Origin of the sequence: Chitinophaga solisilvae (assembly GCF_009928525.1) — a bacterium.
In the GTDB taxonomy this organism is placed as follows: domain Bacteria; phylum Bacteroidota; class Bacteroidia; order Chitinophagales; family Chitinophagaceae; genus Chitinophaga; species Chitinophaga solisilvae.
In genome coordinates this window covers 252,672-270,293 of sequence record NZ_JAABOK010000008.1, presented here as the reverse complement: position 1 = coordinate 270,293, position 17,622 = coordinate 252,672, and the positions used below count along the sequence as shown (strand labels likewise).

Genomic DNA, 17,622 nt, shown 5'->3' with positions numbered 1-17,622 from the left:
TTAAGAATGAAATCATTAACGCGGATTGGCTGCAATGCCTGCCGCCTGCGCTGACTGCGGGATCTGTATTACTTTCCGCCTGTCGTCTGTTGTCAGAATAATCGGAGAGCCGTCAGCGTTAGTATGCGTTACAGTCAGCCGGTGACGGAGTATGTCGAACCAGCGCATTCCTTCCTGTATAAACTCCACCCGTTTGATGTCCAGCAGCGCATTGATGAGCGCCTGCCTGGTGTCCGCTGTCTTGTAATAGGAGGTAACTTTGGCGGTAGTCAGGGCATTGGTACCTGCATCATAATTATTGATGCGGGTGCTGATAAATGCGTTCAGGTCTGTGAGTGCGGCATCGTATTTTCCGCTTTGTATATTGGCCTCTGCGCGGTTGAATAAGGCTTCTTCGGCTGTCAGCAGTGGTGCAAAAACATAGGGGTTGCCTACATCAGCACTGGTGTAGATAAATTTTTCAATCAGCTTTTTAGCGCTTCGCCTGTCCGGTGCTGGCCCCCAGTAATAGGTAAGATCACCGTAGGTCCAGTAGCCGCCGGTAACATTATTGCTGTAAAGCAGCTGTTGTGCGAGCGCCTGGTTAAAACCGTACTGGTAATCTGTCTGGCCTCTTGACCATACGGACAAGTTGGTAGCCAGTAACAGGTTGGTTTTTTGTGACGAGCTGGTGTAGTAATTCTGGAACTGGTCAGACGTGTAGGCTTTATATACGGTGTTGAGCGGCCTGAGCGCAGCGCTGATAGTAGTACCGGGGAATGCCTGGCTGACATGTGTAATCACTTTGTCGTACTGTTTTTGAAAGAGATAGAAGCGTGCGGCAAAGGCATGTGCGGCCACCCTGGTGAAATGAAAGGCCGGTACTTTGTAGGCGTTGTCATTCAGCAGCGGCAAGGCTTCGCTGATATCTTTATCAATCATTTCATACACATAGGCGACCGATTTCCGCTCATAGTTTTTATAGAGTGTTTTTTCGGGTTCCTTTACATAGGGGATACCCGGATCGCCGGCGGCGGTGGCGGCATCATAGGATTTGGCAAACAGGCTTACCAGCATGAAATGTGCATAGGCGCGGGCCATCAGCGCTTCTCCCTTGTAGGGCAGATAGGCTTTGTTACCCGAATGCTTATCGCATGCTTCCAGTGCCTGGTTGGCTGCGGCAATAGCCTGGTAGCAACTCTGCCAGTATGCGCCGACGGAGCCTCTGATGTCAGTATCGAAATCTGTATAACGGAATGGATGCTCATTGATCCGCACATCGCCGACATACTGGCTGGCAGCCATTTTCCGGTCCTGCGAATTGTCGGACATTGTTTCCGTGAAGGTGTAATAATCCCGGTCAGGGTACGCGGAAGTGAGCAACTGCGCTACTTTTTCCGGGCTGTCAAGCTGGGTGCGGTTATCAGGCACCTGCTCCAGGTATTTTTTACATCCCGGCAGGAGTGAAGCGCCGAGCAGCAGGAAGATGACCGGCAGTATACGATCGGTACAATGATATATAGCAGCAATTTGTTTTTTCATATCTGTATGTTTATAAGCCTACTTTTAAGGAGATAACCACCTGCCGTTGCAGCGGCTGCGCCACCCCGCCGGCGTTGAAGAATTCAGGATCCTGTCCTTTCAGTTTTTTGTCTGCATAGAGCAGCCACAGGTTGGAGCCGGAAGCGGTGAGGGATACATTGGTCAATCCGGCCGCCTTCAGCAGGTAAGGAGGAAGCTGGTAAGTCAGCGCGATGTATTTCAACCGTATAAATCCGCCGTCGGCAATCCTTGCGGAAGAGTAGTTGTAGTTATTGTAAGGATAAGCTCCGCCCATCCGGTAATTCGTCAGCGCATCGAGCAGGGAGGGAATGTCAGTACGTTGTTCATCTCCCGGTAATGTCCATCTGTCGGCAAATTCTCTGGGCAGTGCATTCAGATCAGAATAGGTAGGCTTGAAGACCGGCGACAGCCTGATTTTATTGCCTGCCTGATAGGTCAGTAACACATTCAGGGAAAGTCCTTTATAACGGAAGGTGTTGGAAAGCCCGCCGGTAAAGGTGGGATCTACCGGCCCTTCATACTTCAGGTACCTGGTTTCTATATCCTGCATGTTCACATCCCTGCTGACATCGCCTTTTTCGTTGACAAACAGGGGGATGCCGTTGAGCGGATCCAGTCCTCGGAAATCCAGGGAGAACAGGCTGCTGACAGGATATCCCTGTTTGTTGCCGCCTTCAGCTTTTACCTGGTCGAAGATGATGGGGGTGTTTCTGGCGTTGGTGATTTTGTTTTTATTGTAGCCTGCCGTAAAGTTCACTTTCCATCCCCAGTCCGGCTGCCGTACGGGTTCTCCGCCTATTGTCAGCTCTACTCCATGGGATTTCATATCGGCATAGTTGACTGTTTTATAGGTTTGTCCGCCTATCCCGGAAGTTTTGATATCAGCAATCAGATCGAATCCGTTTTTATTGTAGACATCTGCCGTTACGGTGAGCCGGTTGTCGAATAAGCCTGCATCCACGCCGATATTGCCAACGTATTGCTTTTCCCAGGTAAGGTCAGCATTTTCGAGGTCCTGGATATAAATGCCGGGTTCAATATCTGAGGCTACGGCCCTGATGGTGCTGGCATTTTTCAGGACGATGGAAGAGTTGGTAGCTGCGCCCATGCTGGCGTTCAGGCCATAGCTTCCCCGGAGTTTGAGGTAGCTGAGATGGCGGGCGCCTTTCAGAAATGCTTCCTGGTCTATGTTCCAGGCGCCGCTGAAGCTCCAGGTAGGCAGCCACCTGGCGGTGCGGGATTGGCCCAGCTGGTTGGACCCGTCGTAACGCAGCGCCACCCCGAAATTCAGGCGTTTGTCATAGGTATAGTCTGCTTTGCTGAAGAAGGCCGCGAAGCGGTCGTAGTTGTTGGACATGCCGTAGTAGGGCAGGTTCGCTTCAATATTTTGTTTGATAATCCGGTAGTCTGTCAGCGGTACGCCGCCATACTCATACTGGTAGCCATATCCGTAGTTGAAAGCATTTTGCCGGTTGGCATATTTTATTTCCTGGCCCAGCAGTACATTCAGATCATGTTTGCCGAAGCTCCGGGAATAATTCAGGCTGTTTCTGAAGTTATAGTTGGTCAGCGCATTTTCGGTACGGTTGTAGAAGCCGCCGGAGGGCAGCACTACACGGGGCAGGGCATTGGGGAAGTCCGGGTCCCGGTAGAGAAAACGGTTGGCGTTGGCAATGGTGGCATTATAATCTGCGCGGTATGCCTGCGCTTTGTTGGATTGCTCGTTAACCATGTCTTCCTGCGTAGTCTGCGCATATCTCAGCGCGCCGATAAAGTCGTACCGCAGGTGATCCGTAATTCTCCATGTAGCGTTTGCCTGCAGCTTAACATCTATGACGCCCAGCTTCAGCTTATTTTGCTGCAGTTCATTGATGATATTGAAGGAGGCATAATTCTGCGTGAAATATTCCAGGTTGCCATACTCATCATAGGGCGTGATGGTACGGTTGGTATTCATGGCATAATTGTACGGGTTGATATCAAAATCACGGCTCATCTTACCGAAGTAGGAGTCCTGTGTGCGGTTAACGGTACCGGGCGCCTGCTGCTGTCTGACAGATCCGGTGGCTATCAGTCCCGCGGAGAATCTTTTGGAGAACTGATAGTTGTTCTGTGAGTTGAAGGTGAATCGCTTCACCTGATCGGCGATGGTCCAGCCGTTATCATTATAGAAGCCGGCGGAGAAGTAACTCTGGAATTTATCGGAACCGCCGGACAGGCTGATGGTATGTTCCTGGATGAAAGAGTTGCGGAAGAGATACCGGAACCAGTCTGTATTGGCCTGTGCATATCGTTGCAGGAAGGCAGCCCTGGCCTCCGGCGTGTTTTCAAGCGCAAATTTACCGGTGGCAGCATCTACCTGCTGCAGCATGTTGTACATTTTGCCAAATACTCCTCTGTCCGGCGCATTGGCTACATCGTTGATGTTGAGCATGCCTTTCCTGTATAATTCGGATAAGACAGACATCTGCTCCGCTGAGTTCATGATGTTGAAATTACTGTAGCTGGGGCGGAGCTGCGAGCTGAAGTTACCGGTGTAGTTGGTCTGCATTTTCCCGGCACGGCCTTTTTTGGTGGTAATCACCACCACGCCGTTCATGGCTCTGGCGCCGTACAGGGAGGTGGCCGCCGCATCTTTCAGGATATAGATGTCTTCCACGTCGTTCATATTCAGCCCGGCTACGGAAGATGCCAGGAGGGTAGCGGGATCTCCGCTGGACAGCTGGTCGTTCGATACGTCTATCACATCTTCCAGTACCACGCCATCTACCACCCATAAAGGTTTGTTAGCGCCGGTGAGTGAGGTGGCGCCCCTGATACGCAGTTTGGGAGCGGACCCGAAGGTGCCGGAAACATTTTGCACAGAAACGCCGGCAGCGCGGCCTTCCAGCATACGGCTGATATCTGTGGCGCCGTCCATTTTGATGTCGTCAGCTTTCAGCTTTACGGCAGCGCCGGAGAATTTATTTTTTTCTATCTGCTGAAATCCTGTCACTACTACTTCATTCAGCCCTTTGGTACCGGGTGTCATGCGGATGTTCAGCGTATGGCTGTTCTTCACCTCTTTTTCAGCAGCGGCGTATCCGATGAAGGTGAAGATCAGCTTATCGTCCGGATCGGCGCCGATGGTGTAGGTGCCGTTAGCATTGGTGACGGCGTTTTTTTTACTTCGTATAGCCCTGATCGTGACACCGGGCATAGGCTGTCCTCTTTCGTCCGTTACAGTGCCGGTTACAGTGATGCTGGTATCTGCGGGAGCGGGTATGGCCGCCGCCTTCTGGATGATGATATTTTTCTCCACCACTTTATAGGAAAGGGGCTGCCCTTTCAACGTCTCGTCCAGTGCGTCTTTGAGAGAAGCGTTCTGCAGGGAGAGGTCTATCTTGTTATACAGTCCTGGCATCTCACTGTTTTTTCCGCTGAACAAAAGCAGGAATCCTGATTGCCGGGATATTTCAGCCAGCGCTTTCCCAAGTGGTATCTTACTTGCGGAGAGAGAAATCTGTTGTGACCGGGCTACAGCGCTCAACTGCATACAACCGGCAAATAGCAGAAAGGTAACTATTCTCATTACCAGGTAAATTTTGGTCAATACACTCCCCATACGCCGCGGGGGCATACCATTTGGTTTAAAATGCATACATTTGTTTTGTTTAGGTTAGTTCCTTAAATCTGCGTACATGGATGACAGGCATAACCCGGACATTACCGGAGATGCGCGAACATCTCCGGTTTACTTTAGGTCATACCGGCTCCTCTTTTACTCTTTTATCATTGGTTTAGTTGATTGGCTGACTGGCAGCGTTATAGTGCTCTACAGGTATTCAGTTGCTGACTGTCACGATGTTTCCTTTTACCTTGCATTGCAGTCCTGTGGCATTCATCACGGACAGCGTCTGTTCAAGGGTGTAACTACGGTACAGTTTTCCGGAAAATTTTTTGTCCACTGCTCCTTCATAACTTATTTCTATATTATACCAGCGTGCCAGCTGTCGCATAACGGCGGTAATATCTTCGTCAGAGAAAAGGAATATGCCGTCTTTCCAGGCAATTTCTTCTTCCGCATTCACGGCATTTACGGATAAGCGGTTGTCCTGGTTCATGACCGCCTGTTCTCCCGGTTTCAGTACAAAGCTCTGCTGCTGATGGCCTACTCTTACGGCGCCGTCCAGCAGGGTGGTACGGATTATCTCTTCATCTTTGTAAGCCATGATATTGAATCGTGTGCCCAGCACATCTACCGTCATGTTGCCGGCTTTAACCCGGAAGGGTTGATGTGGATTGGCTGCGGCTTCAAAGTAGGCTTCTCCGGTCAGCATTACCTGACGGGAGTTTCCCTGGAAAGATGCCGGAAATTCCAGCGATGATCCGGCATTCAGCCATACGCGGGTGCCATCGGCTAAAGTAAGCTGGTAGTGCCGTCCTTTGGGTACGGTGAGTATATTCATGGCGGTAGCGGAAGCCGGCTGCTGTTGTTCATAAAACAGTTCTCCGTTTCTGTTCTGAATACTGGAGCCTCCCTGTTGCCCCAGATGTATGTGGGCACTGCTGTCCAGCGTCACCACGCTGCCGTCGCTCAATGTTAAGGTGGGCGCTTCGGCTGGCAGTGCCGCATGTGCCGTCGTCTGGTTGTCTGCCAGGCGGGATGTTTTGTCCGGAGAAGTTACGAACCAGGTGATACCTGCCGTGAGCAACAGACCGGTTACCACCGCGGCGGCGGCATATTTCCACAGGATATAACGCGGTTTAACAGGTGTAGCGTTATCCTGCCGTACGCGTTGCAGCAGCCTGTCCATTACGGCCTGCTGTTCGTGCTGCCCCCATCCGGATGCTTTCCCCTGGCTGTTTTGCAACGTATGCAGCAGATCGTCCTGCAGGTGCTGATTGTAGCGGCCGTCTCTGACCAGCTGCATAAACCGCTGCCTGTCTGCTTCATCCAGCTGATGTTGTTTGTAGGCATGTAATAAATAAAGAAATTCCTGTTCTGACATAGACTTTGGCTTGATACTTCCGGCTGGTTGTCTGATTAAAGACGAATGAAAAAAGGGGGAGGACTATCGGGCGGAAAAAAAATTATTTTGCGCGTTCCTGTATATAGGATCTGATAAAACGAAGGGCCTTTACCATCTGGTTTTTAACAGTGAAAGCGGAGATCTCCATACTGGAGGCTATTTCTGCATAACTCTGCCCTTCTTCCTTGGCGAGCTGGTATATGCGTTTCCGCTGAGGGGGCAGGCAGGCTACCGCCGACCGCAGCAGCTGATTATAGAGCCGTTCTTCCACCAGGTGGTCGGTGTTATTGACAGCCGATGGCTGCAACATCTGTATGGCAGCTACCGCATTGGCTTCGGCAGCTTTTTTACGGAGAAAGTCGAAGATGAGATTACGGGCAATGATAAAAAGGTAGTCGCGCAGATTTTTTATTTCCGGCAGCGCAATCCGCTTTTCCCAGATACGGTAGAACACCTCCTGCACTACTTCCCCCGCCTGCGCCTGATCCTGCAGGTACACCATTGCTGCCTCATAAATAAATTTATGGTAATGGAGGTAAACGGCAGTAAATGCATACTCATCTCCGTCGGCTATAGATAACAACAGCGCGTGCTCATTATGTAATGGGACCTGCTCCAATAGGCAATATTTAGTATTTGACAGATTATGATGTTAAAATAATAACTTTTTGATAATCCGGCAATTTGTTTTTAGTTAAAAGTAAGGGCTACTGCGGGGATGTTTGTTTTTTTAACAATTATTAACGCCGGTTAACTTTCATTAACACCTGTTAACAGATGGGGAATGGGAATGCGTGATTTGAAATAATTGCGAATTACGAATTGCGAATTACGAATGTAGAAGCGAAGATTAAAACGTAGATTTAAGGTGATACCTAATACTTATCTCCTTTAATCTACGTTTTAATCTTCGCTTCTACATTCGTAATTCGCAATTCGTAATTCGCAATTATTTCAAATCACGCATCAGGTATCTCCGGTTCCACCAGCTTCGCCAGCTTTTCCAGTGATTCCTGCCAGCCCAGGTAGCACATTTCTGCGGGGATACCGGCAGGAATGCCTTCCTGCGTAATTTTTATTTCGGTGCCGGCAATGGTTTGCCGTAGTTGAACGGTAGTCGTCATTTCGCCCGGCATATTAGGATCATCAAACTGATCGGTGTATTTGATAAATTCTGCAGGCAGGAGTTCCAGGTAGGCGCCGCCAAATGAATGGCGGTAGCCGGTAGTGAAATTCTGAAATGACATTTTGTGAATGCCCCCGGGTCTGACATCCATTTCATGAACAGTGCAGAGAAATCCGTAAGGAGGCAGCCAGGAAGCGATGGCCGCAGGTTCGGTAAACGCGCGGTATACTTTTTCCGGAGATGTTTTAAGTACCCTGTGGAGTGAAACACTATTGTCTGACATAAGAGATATTTTTGTTCCTACTCGTCTGGCTTTTCGGTGGCGCCCGTTTTTAAAGTGGTTACTGCTCCACTGATCGTTTGGCTTACTGTTTTGACAAAGATGATAAGAAAATCAGATCCTGATGGGGGCTGTATCTGACAATTACAGGGTTATTTGCGACGGAAGTGCGTCTGCAGATAAATGCTTAATTTTGCTTGTCTAAACAGGCTGTGCGAATGCAGGATAACAGTATATCTACTTTCTATCAACAATATCTGGATCAAAGACCGGAGGAGAAGAACAATTTCCTCGGGTACTTTGATGTATTTTCCTGGAATCAATTGAAGGAAGATCTTTCTGCGTGCGACCGGCTGCAACGTAAGCCTTTTTACAAAATTGCCCTGCTAAGCGGTGATGCCGTCTATTATTCCAATGAGGAGCAGATCCGGGTATCCGGCAAAACCATTGTGTTTATTAACCCGATGACACAGAGCCGCTTTAAAACAGCGGACATACATTTCACCGGAGAATATTGTGTTTTTAGTGATGACTTTCTCCGGGGATCAGGTAAAATGGCTACCGGCAGCTGGCCGGTCTTCCAGGGACATGATATGTATGTACAGCCGCTGACCACGGAAAACTATGATGCTTTAAGGAAAATATTCCGGGAACTGGAAACGGAGTACGCCGCATCCTATCAGTTTAAGGAAGAGCTTATCCGGAACCGGGTGCTGGACATTATCCATTTTACACAGAAGCTGGAAACCTCTTCCGCCGCCGGCCGGCCGGCACAGCATGACCCGCTCACCACCCTGTTTTTCAACCACCTGGAACAGGCATTCAGCCATATCAGCCCCAGGCATCCGCTGGCGTATAAAACGCCGGCACAGTTTGCACAGCTGCTGAGCACGCCCGTTGACAGACTGAATAAAACGCTGCGTAAAAGTACCGGTAAAACGACCATAGCGCTGTTACACGGCCGCCTGCTGCAGGAGGCTAACGTATTACTGCGGCATACGTCCTGGAGTATCAAGGAAATTGCCTGGTGTTTAAGTTTCCGGGAAACGGCCCATTTTCAGAACTTTTACAGGAAACATGCCGGCTGCACCCCGCAGGAATACCGTACGGCATAGTTTATTCGCAATTATTCACCGTTTTTTTGCAACACCGGCGCCTGTCCGGCACTTTACCTTTGTCCGTACAAAAAACAAGGTAAAATGGATCAGTCATTTTTAATTATCGGAACCGGAGAAGTAGGCATGGCTATGTTACGCAGCCTGTACGATTACCGGCAGGATCACGCAAAAAATTTCAGCATCGGTGTACTGGTGCAGTCATCGCGGTTGGGAGAAGATGAAGTCAGCCGGCATCCGGCGTTTAAGGACGTTATTATAGCAGGAGCAGACCTGCAGGAAGACAGTCACGATACCCTGGCAGCCATTTTCAGTAAGTATGATACGGTGATCTGCTGCAGCGGATTCTCTGCAGGAGCGGGGATACAGGTGAAAATAACCGAAGCCGTACTGGCGGCCGGTGTAAAAAGGTATATCCCCTGGCAGTTTGGGGTAGATTATGACCGGATAGGCCGCGGAAGCGCCCAGCCCACCTTCGATGAGCAACTGGATGTACGGGATCTGCTGAGAAAGCAAAGCAATACCCGCTGGATTATTGTTTCAACCGGTATGATTACCAGTTTCCTGTTCCGGGAAGATTTCGGGGTCATCAGTCTGTCGCGCAGAATAGTACATGCGCTGGGCAGCTGGGAACATTCGCTCACGCTGACATCCTGTGAGGATATTGCCGCCCTCACAGTGGCTGTTTTATTTCATACGCCGCAGATACTGGATCAGGTGGTATTTGTTGCCGGTGATACCGTAACATTTACTGAAATCGCGGATAAAATGGAACACCTCTTCCAGACAAAATTTGAGCGTGTGCTGTGGCGTGTCTCCGACCTGGAAAGAGCGCTGCAGCAGCATCCTGAAGACCAGCTGCTCCGTTACCGGCTGGTGTTTACCAATCCCGGAGTAACATGGCCGCTGGCAGATACCTTCAATGAAAGGAACCGTATCCCGACGATGAATATAACGGAATGGGCCACACGAAATATCCTGTAATCATCGTTTTTATAATTTGTAAAACAGCGGGTATGCCGGCAATTTTTAACAGGCCGGCATACCCGCTGTTTTATAGTTGTGGCAGCAGACAGGCAGGAGTCAGTACTATTATTTATGCCGGAAATAAATAAATTCCTTCCCCGGCACGCTCAAAAAGCCGTGAGAAAGTTTATATTTAGACTTATGAAGCTAAGATTGTCAATTCCTGTATGGCTTATTGCCACGCCCGTGCTGGCCTGGCTGTCAATAGCCCTGATCTCTGCTGATACCGGTATATTATCTGTTGTTTTGCTGTCCGTAGTGCTGATTGCAGCGGTGATGGCTTCCGTGCATCTGGCAGAGATAATAGCCCACAAGGTGGGGGAACCCTTCGGTACGCTGATACTGGCGCTGGCGGTTACCATCATTGAGCTGTCGCTGATTGTTTCGCTGATGTCGGCAGGAGGGGAGCAAAGCCTCACGCTGGCCAGGGATACCATCCTTGCGGCCAATATGATTATCCTGAACGGGCTGATAGGGCTCAGTATATTAATGGGTGCACTGAAGTACCATGAGCAGACGATCACGCGGCATTCTGCCACTTCTGCGCTGGTAGCGCTTATTTCTATCCTGGTACTGACCCTTGTACTTCCCAACTTTACCACCAGCATCAGCGGCCCTGAATATAACAAGGCGCAGCTGGCATTTGTGGCAGTGATATGTATCGTTATCTATGTCGCCTTTGTATTTGTGCAATCTGTACGTCACCGCGATTATTTCCTGCCAGCCGGAGAAAGCAATGAAGACCACCATGCGGAACCGCCATCCGGCAAAACGGCGCTATTGAGTCTCCTGCTGCTGCTGGCCTGCCTGGGCGCAGTCGTATTACTGGCCAAATCACTCTCGCCCGTTATAGAATCAGGCGTTGAAAAAATAGGCGCGCCGCAATCACTGGTAGGCGTTATCATCGCCATGATTATACTCCTGCCGGAAGGCATTGCCGCCGTGCAGGCCGCAAGGAAAAACCGCTTGCAGACCAGCATGAACCTGGCCCTCGGTTCCGCCCTGGCAAGTACCGGACTTACCATCCCCGCCGTTGCAGCATATTCCATGTTCACCGGTTCCACCGTACTGCTGGGAATAAGCACCGCATCCACCGTATTACTGCTCCTCTCCATATTTATTGTGATGCTCTCGCTGGTAACCGGCAGAACAAATGTATTGTACGGCATTGTACTGCTGATGGTGTTTGCGACGTATCTTTTTACGAGCATAATACCCTAGGAGGAATTACGAATTGCGAATTACGAATGTAGAAGCGAAGATTAAAGTGAAGATTAAAGGTGATACCTATTAAACATCTCTATTAATCTCCGTTTTAATCTTCGCTTCTACATTCGTAATTCGCAATTCGTAATTCGTAATTCCCAGCTCAACCTCTATTCTCTCCGTTTCATCAGTTATTTCTTCCTGCAGGCTGTAAAGAATATCATATTTGTACCTGTGAAGGATCCGGGTATAAAGCCTATGCATTAAGCAAAAAATAATCAGACTTATTTAGTTATAACCCTCAGCTGGTATGCTATATAACCGGCCATGCTATGCCATGCCAGTACAAATATTTCTTATGGAAAATAAAATTGTTGATCTGAACCCAAAAAAATCCTGGTACCCGTTAGGACTCTTTAATGACCAGGTACTGGAAAGCGTATTTCTTTTTTATCTGGGAAGTACCTGGCAGCAGTTGTCCGATATCGGCGAATGCTTTGATACCGCCTCCCGTATTGATGAGCGTAATGAATACAGCTGGTCTGATGAATGGACGAAAACAGCCGACAGGATAAGTGCCCTGGGCGATGATTGCCTGAAAGAACATCACCGGCTTACGGCGGGAGCGTCTTATCTGCGGGCATCTACCTACTACCGCGCTGCGCTGCACCGCTACCCCGATCCTGCCAATGCGCTGGTAAAGCAGCTGGCCGGGAAGGTGGTGAAAAATTACCAGACGGCACTCACGCTGCTCTCCGTGCCTTATGAGGCGGTATCTATTCCTTATATGAATACACATCTGCCTGGCTATTTCCTGCGGGCAGCAGGCAAACATCCGCATAAAGCACCGGTAATTATTTTTCATCCGGGCAGAGATGCCTGGGCGGAAGATAATTTATGGATTGCCGAATATGCCGTTAAACGTGGTTACCATTGCCTCCTCTTTGAGGGCCCCGGACAGGGTAAAGTTATCCGCCTGCAAGACATTCCGTTCCGGCCCGACTGGGAAAATGTGGTGACGCCGGTAGTGAATTTCCTGGAACACTACAAAGGAGTAGATATTAAAAAGAGCGTGCTGATGGGCTTCAGCATGGGCGGGTTTCTGGCCCCCAGAGCTGTAACCGCCGAAAAAAGGATTAAACTGTGCGTGGCTAACCCCGGTGTGTTGAGCTGGACAGAAAGCATTTATTCGTCGCTGGATTTACTGATACCACAGCTGATGCCCATATTCCATGCAGGTAATTATGATCTTTTTGATGAGCAGCTGAAAGCATACATGGAAGAAAATGCTTTTGTGAGATGGGGTATCACTGACGAGCTGTGGAAACACGGCGCCAGCCGGCCTTCGGAGCTGCTATTGAAACTGCAGCAGTACAGTATCGAAAGCACCGTTAAAAATATCAGCTGCCGCACACTGGTGGTAGACGGTACCGGGGAAGAATTCTCCAGAGGACAGGCGAAGAAACTGTACGATGCGCTTATCTGCCCGAAAGATTTTCTGCTCTTCACAGAAGAAGATACCGGATACCTGCATTGCCAGCCAGGCGCATTGGCCATCTGCTATACACGTATTTTTAACTGGATAGATAAACACATTCATTAATTCAGCTATCACCATCCTGTTCTGAATGAACAGATAAATCCGGGTTCTGGAACCAGCTGTCAGCAGGGGTTTCAGGGCCCGGTACATTTTTTTCTCAGAAAATGCCATAAGCGGTTTCTACCTTATGGTAATGTTCAAATGTGTATGCCCCAGAGGTAAGGGTTGAATGAAATTTTTCAAAGATGCCGGAGAAGAAAATGGCAGAATCCGGGCAGCTGTGCGGGACAGATTTTTTGCAGTGCTGTACCCGTGCCTGGTTGTAAGGTAAACGCTTTGCTTACCTCGTTTATTGCGCAGAAAAAAAATAGTACGAAATGATTTTTTGACAGGGAACGATTAGATACTTTTGACCCTGCAGTGCTGGTTTTTATCAGTGAATTCACTACTCATATCATCATCAGGAAAGAAGAGAACAGTAGCGGAGCGCCGCCCGGCGTACCCCGTTACCTGTGAATGACAGCGCTGTTACTACAAATCGGGAGAAAAACAAAACACAGCTAATATGACGGATTCGTTTGTATTTGATTTCCGGGAAACAGACTACACCCAAACGGCACTTGCCGGCGGTAAAGGCGCCAACCTGGGAGAACTGACAAAGATAGCCGGCATCCGTGTACCGGAAGGATTCATTGTTTCAACAGCAGCATTTGAAAGCGTAATAGCTGCAGCGCCTGCCGTGGGAGCATTGATGGACGGGTTATCCCTGCTGAAGGCGGATAACCAGGCGGAGATCAGCCACCTCAGTGCGCAGATCCGCAGTATCATCGAAGGAATCACCATTCCTGCCGGTATAGCGGAAGAGATCAGCAGGCAGCTGTCCCGGCTGGGAGCCGGCGGCGCATATGCGGTAAGGTCCAGCGCTACGGCGGAAGATTTGCCGGCAGCGTCGTTTGCCGGACAACAGGATACTTACCTGAATATTACCGGCGAGGCAGCGATACTCCGGCATATCAGCAGGTGCTGGGCTTCCCTGTTTACAGCCAGGGCTGTCACCTACAGGATCCGGAACGGCTTCGGTCACCGCAAAGTGCTGCTGGCAGTGGTTGTACAGCGGATGGTATTTCCGCAGTCGGCAGGTATTATGTTCACCGCCGATCCTGTTACTGCCAGCAGAAAAGTAGTTTCAATTGATGCCGGATTCGGGCTGGGAGAGGCTCTGGTAGCTGGTCTGGTGAACCCGGACGTATATAAGGTCAGCGACGGAACAATTATTGATAAGCACATTGCAGTCAAGAAACTGGCCACCTATGCGCTGACGGACGGCGGTACAGAGGAGGCCGCAGTTGAGCCTGAAAAGCAACACAGACAGGTGTTGACAGATGAACAGGTTTTGTTGCTGGCGCATACCGGCCGGATAATAGCGACTCATTTCGGACAGCCGCAGGACATAGAATGGTGCCTGGCGGAAGATGGATTTTATATTGTCCAGAGCCGGCCCATAACTACCTTATTTCCCATCCCGGAAGCAGATGACCGGGAAAATCGTGTATACGTTTCCGTAGGACATCAGCAGATGATGACAGACCCCATTAAGCCGCTGGGGCTCTCCTTTTACCAGCTTATCACGCCAGCGCCTATACGTAAGGCCGGCGGCAGATTGTTTGTAGATATAACACATTTTCTATCCTCACCGGCAGGCCGGGAAAGACTGATGAATACACTGGGGAAATCCGATCCGCTGATCAACGATGCATTGAAGACAATCATGGCACGGGAACATTTTATCCCGCAATTGCCGCAAGAAACGGAAGTGCAGCCGGCAGATAAATGTAAGGAAGCGCCACCCGCGCCAGCACCCCTTGGTAATGACCCCGCGATCGCCTCCGCCATGATACAGCGTTTCGAGGAATCGGCAACAGCGCTGAAAAAGCATATCCTTACAAAATCAGGACCGGAACTGTTCGATTTCATCATAGCAGATATACAGGAACTGAAGACGATCATGCAGCATCCACATAACATGGGCATGATTATGGCCGCCATCAATGCCGCCTTCCGGATTAATGAAAGGATCTATGAATGGCTGGGGGAAAAGAATGTGGCAGATATCCTTTCCCTGTCTGTATCCGGTAATATTACCTCGGAAATGGGGCTGGACCTGCTGGCACTGGCAGATCTGATCCGCCCTTATCCCGGTATTATAGCTTACCTGCAACAGGTAACAGACGATAACTTCCTGGAAGCACTGCCGCAGTTTGCCGGCGGGCAACAGGTACGTGAGGCTATAGACAATTATCTCAGCAGGTATGGTATGCGTTGTGCCGGAGAGATAGACATATCCAGGCCCCGCTGGAGCGAAAAGCCATTTACACTGGTACCCATGATCCTCGGTAACCTGCGGAATGCAGCGCCGGGCGCAGGTAAGCAGAAATTTGAAGAAGGGCGGCAGGCAGCCCGGAAAAAAGAAGCGGAGCTGACGGAGCAACTGCTGCATCTTCCGGATGCCGGAGAGAAAATAAAGGAAATAAAGGAAAATATCAGCCTGCTCCGGAATTACGCCGGTTACCGGGAATACCCCAAGTATGCCATCGTGAGCCGTTACCTCATCTACAAACAGGCTTTGCTGAAAGAGGCGGCGCAGCTTGTGCAGCTGCGGGCTATACAGGATACTGCTGATGTCTTCTATCTTACCTTTGAAGAATTCCGCGAAGCTGTGCGTACGGGGAAGGCTGATGAGCAGCTGATTCGCCGCCGGAAGGAAGAATATACCGTTTATGAAAAACTGACGCCACCCCGCCTCATCACATCTGATGGTGAAATTATAACGGGAGCGTATAAACGTGAAAACCTTCCTGCAGATGCCATCGCCGGATTGCCGGTATCATCCGGTATGGTAGAAGGCCGGGCACGGGTGATCCTGAACATGGAAGATGCCGACCTCGAAGAAGGGGATATACTGGTCACCACTTTTACGGATCCCAGCTGGACGCCCTTGTTTGTCACCATCAAAGGGCTGGTCACCGAAGTAGGCGGTATAATGACCCACGGCGCTGTTATAGCGCGCGAGTATGGCCTGCCTGCAGTCGTTTGCGTCGAAAATGCGACCCGCCTCATAAAAGACGGACAACAGATCCGTGTACATGGCACGGAAGGATATATTGAGCTGCTGTAGGCAACAGATATGTATCCGGCGGCCTTGCTGCACGCGCCGCCGGATACACCGGTCAGCAGCTTTGATTATTGCCGTCTTTTTTTTAAATTACAGATAGTGTATGCCTGTGTGTAATCCCTCATTGTTAATAACCTGAAATATGCCTGACAGTCACTTATCCCGGCTTATACCTGAATTCCGGATCAAAGCCTCCGTATTGCTGATGCGTTGTTCGCAGCGCGGTGTTGTCATGCGCCCGACGGAAGGGCTGCGCGACCCGCTTATACAGGCTGCTTACTGGAAACGTTCCAGGAATGCGGAGGAAATAACCGCTGAAATAACCGGTCTGCGGTCCGCAGGCGCACCCTTCCTGGCCGAATGCCTGGAACAGGTGAACCCGCAGGAGGGCCCGCATGCCACCAATGCTATACCCGGACTTTCATGGCACCAGTGGGGAGAAGCATTGGATTGCGTATGGATGGCCGGTAGCCGGCCCATATGGGATGCTACGGTACTGATTAATAACGTGAACGGCTATCAGATTTACGGAGAAGAAGCAAAACGGCTCGGACTGGATTGCGGACTGTACTGGTCCGGTTTTACAGACGCGATGCATGTACAGCTCCGGAATATCTCCAGCCCCGCAACCATCTATTCCTTACAGGATATAGACCGGCAGATGGAGCTTAGCTTCCGGCATCAGCTGGAACATTATGACGGCCAGCTGCTCTGATCCAGTAACAGCGGTACAGCTAGACGCTTCCGTTACGGAGCGGTTTCATATAATCAGCTAATGTACGGAAACGTATACCGGCCGATTTTAAAAACCTGATTAACAGATGCAGCTGATCGGCTGCCTGATACGCAGGATGCTGCCGGAATGCACGGTCATGCATCAGCAGTACAAAATGTTGTTTGGGGTGCAGGAGTATCCTTTTGAAAACATCCATCCATGGCTCTGTCAGACGATCTTTATGTATATGCTCCGGCGCCAGCATGTCAAACCAGGGATATAGCCGCGTATAATCCGGATAGCCGGTAATGGCTGCCATCACTTCTTCCTTTCTCTGTTTAATGTCCTGTGCAAAATCAAAACTCATTTTCCATTCATCATCCCAGCCAAATACCTCGTAGCCAGCCTGAAACAGGCTGCCGGCGGCTGCTTCAGCGCCACGCTCCGTTTTACGGAAGGGTGGGGCAGACAGCTGCCAGGCATTTTTCGCAGGCAGCCTGGCCAGTCGCGGAACAGCTGTAATAAACGGGTATATATCTTCCGTCAGCCTATGTATAAAATGATCCTGCTGCTGAAAGTCCGATGTTACGCTAAGCCGTGTGCCCCGGTCATCTGTCAGCAGCCCCTGCTGATAATATTCCTGGTAGCACCCGTAACAGTGGGTGTAGCTGTGATTTCCCAATGCATGATGCTGCCTGATCCGGTTTAAAATGTCCAGCGTGTCCGCACGGTCTTTATCACAGGAGTACCGGGTATGAATGCCGGTGAGAAAGAAGGTGGCAGCGGTATTGTTTTCTTCCAGTACGTTCAGCACTTCCTGCGTACCGGGTTCTATACCGTCGTCAAAGGTCAGGTATATTGTTTTGTCTGATGGCGTGTGGTGCATGG

12 protein-coding genes are annotated in these 17,622 nt (G+C 50.0%); 6 read left to right on the top strand and 6 right to left on the bottom strand.

What is annotated here, in order from left to right:
• Positions 1-15: 15 nt before the first annotated feature.
• The 5 genes from GWG06_RS18515 to GWG06_RS18495 all read right to left on the bottom strand — a co-directional run bounded on the left by GWG06_RS18515 (position 16) and on the right by GWG06_RS18495 (position 7,963).
• Positions 16-1,521: a RagB/SusD family nutrient uptake outer membrane protein gene (locus GWG06_RS18515; protein WP_235938416.1), complete on the bottom strand. Its 1,506-nt coding sequence runs from the start codon at positions 1,519-1,521 to the stop codon at positions 16-18.
• 10 nt (positions 1,522-1,531) lie between these two features.
• Positions 1,532-5,182 (bottom strand): SusC/RagA family TonB-linked outer membrane protein, encoded by a 3,651-nt coding sequence (locus GWG06_RS18510; protein ID WP_235938414.1) that lies wholly within the window; start codon positions 5,180-5,182, stop codon positions 1,532-1,534.
• Between the two features lie 184 nt (positions 5,183-5,366).
• Complete coding sequence (locus GWG06_RS18505) at positions 5,367-6,533, bottom strand: FecR family protein (protein ID WP_160715029.1); 1,167 nt, start codon at positions 6,531-6,533, stop codon at positions 5,367-5,369.
• Positions 6,534-6,615: 82 nt separating this feature from the next.
• Positions 6,616-7,173: an RNA polymerase sigma factor gene (locus GWG06_RS18500; protein WP_160715027.1), complete on the bottom strand. Its 558-nt coding sequence runs from the start codon at positions 7,171-7,173 to the stop codon at positions 6,616-6,618.
• A 340-nt stretch (positions 7,174-7,513) separates the two neighbouring features.
• Positions 7,514-7,963: an SRPBCC family protein gene (locus GWG06_RS18495; RefSeq protein ID WP_160715025.1), complete on the bottom strand. Its 450-nt coding sequence runs from the start codon at positions 7,961-7,963 to the stop codon at positions 7,514-7,516.
• A 215-nt stretch (positions 7,964-8,178) separates the two neighbouring features.
• Between GWG06_RS18495 and GWG06_RS18490 the strand changes: the two genes are divergently transcribed.
• From GWG06_RS18490 to GWG06_RS18465, 6 genes are all read left to right on the top strand, one after another.
• The gene (locus tag GWG06_RS18490) at positions 8,179-9,075 is read left to right on the top strand and encodes a helix-turn-helix transcriptional regulator (protein ID WP_160715023.1); all 897 of its coding nucleotides are present in this window, start codon (positions 8,179-8,181) and stop codon (positions 9,073-9,075) included.
• A gap of 84 nt (positions 9,076-9,159) precedes the next feature.
• Complete coding sequence (locus GWG06_RS18485) at positions 9,160-10,059, top strand: aromatic alcohol reductase (protein WP_160715021.1); 900 nt, start codon at positions 9,160-9,162, stop codon at positions 10,057-10,059.
• A gap of 183 nt (positions 10,060-10,242) precedes the next feature.
• Positions 10,243-11,322 (top strand): calcium:cation antiporter, encoded by a 1,080-nt coding sequence (locus GWG06_RS18480; protein ID WP_160715019.1) that lies wholly within the window; start codon positions 10,243-10,245, stop codon positions 11,320-11,322.
• Positions 11,323-11,665: 343 nt separating this feature from the next.
• Positions 11,666-12,910 carry an alpha/beta hydrolase family protein gene (locus tag GWG06_RS18475; protein WP_160715017.1) on the top strand — a complete coding sequence of 415 codons (1,245 nt, stop codon included), beginning with the start codon at positions 11,666-11,668 and terminating at the stop codon, positions 12,908-12,910.
• Between the two features lie 502 nt (positions 12,911-13,412).
• Positions 13,413-16,022: a phosphoenolpyruvate synthase gene (gene ppsA / locus GWG06_RS18470; protein WP_160715015.1), complete on the top strand. Its 2,610-nt coding sequence runs from the start codon at positions 13,413-13,415 to the stop codon at positions 16,020-16,022.
• Positions 16,023-16,161: 139 nt separating this feature from the next.
• A complete protein-coding gene (locus GWG06_RS18465) occupies positions 16,162-16,734 on the top strand; it encodes a M15 family metallopeptidase (protein ID WP_160715013.1) in 573 nt (190 codons plus the stop codon).
• Between the two features lie 19 nt (positions 16,735-16,753).
• Here GWG06_RS18465 and GWG06_RS18460 read toward each other — a convergent pair whose 3' ends face one another.
• The gene (locus GWG06_RS18460) at positions 16,754-17,620 is read right to left on the bottom strand and encodes a polysaccharide deacetylase family protein (RefSeq protein ID WP_160715011.1); all 867 of its coding nucleotides are present in this window, start codon (positions 17,618-17,620) and stop codon (positions 16,754-16,756) included.
• Positions 17,621-17,622: the final 2 nt, after the last annotated feature.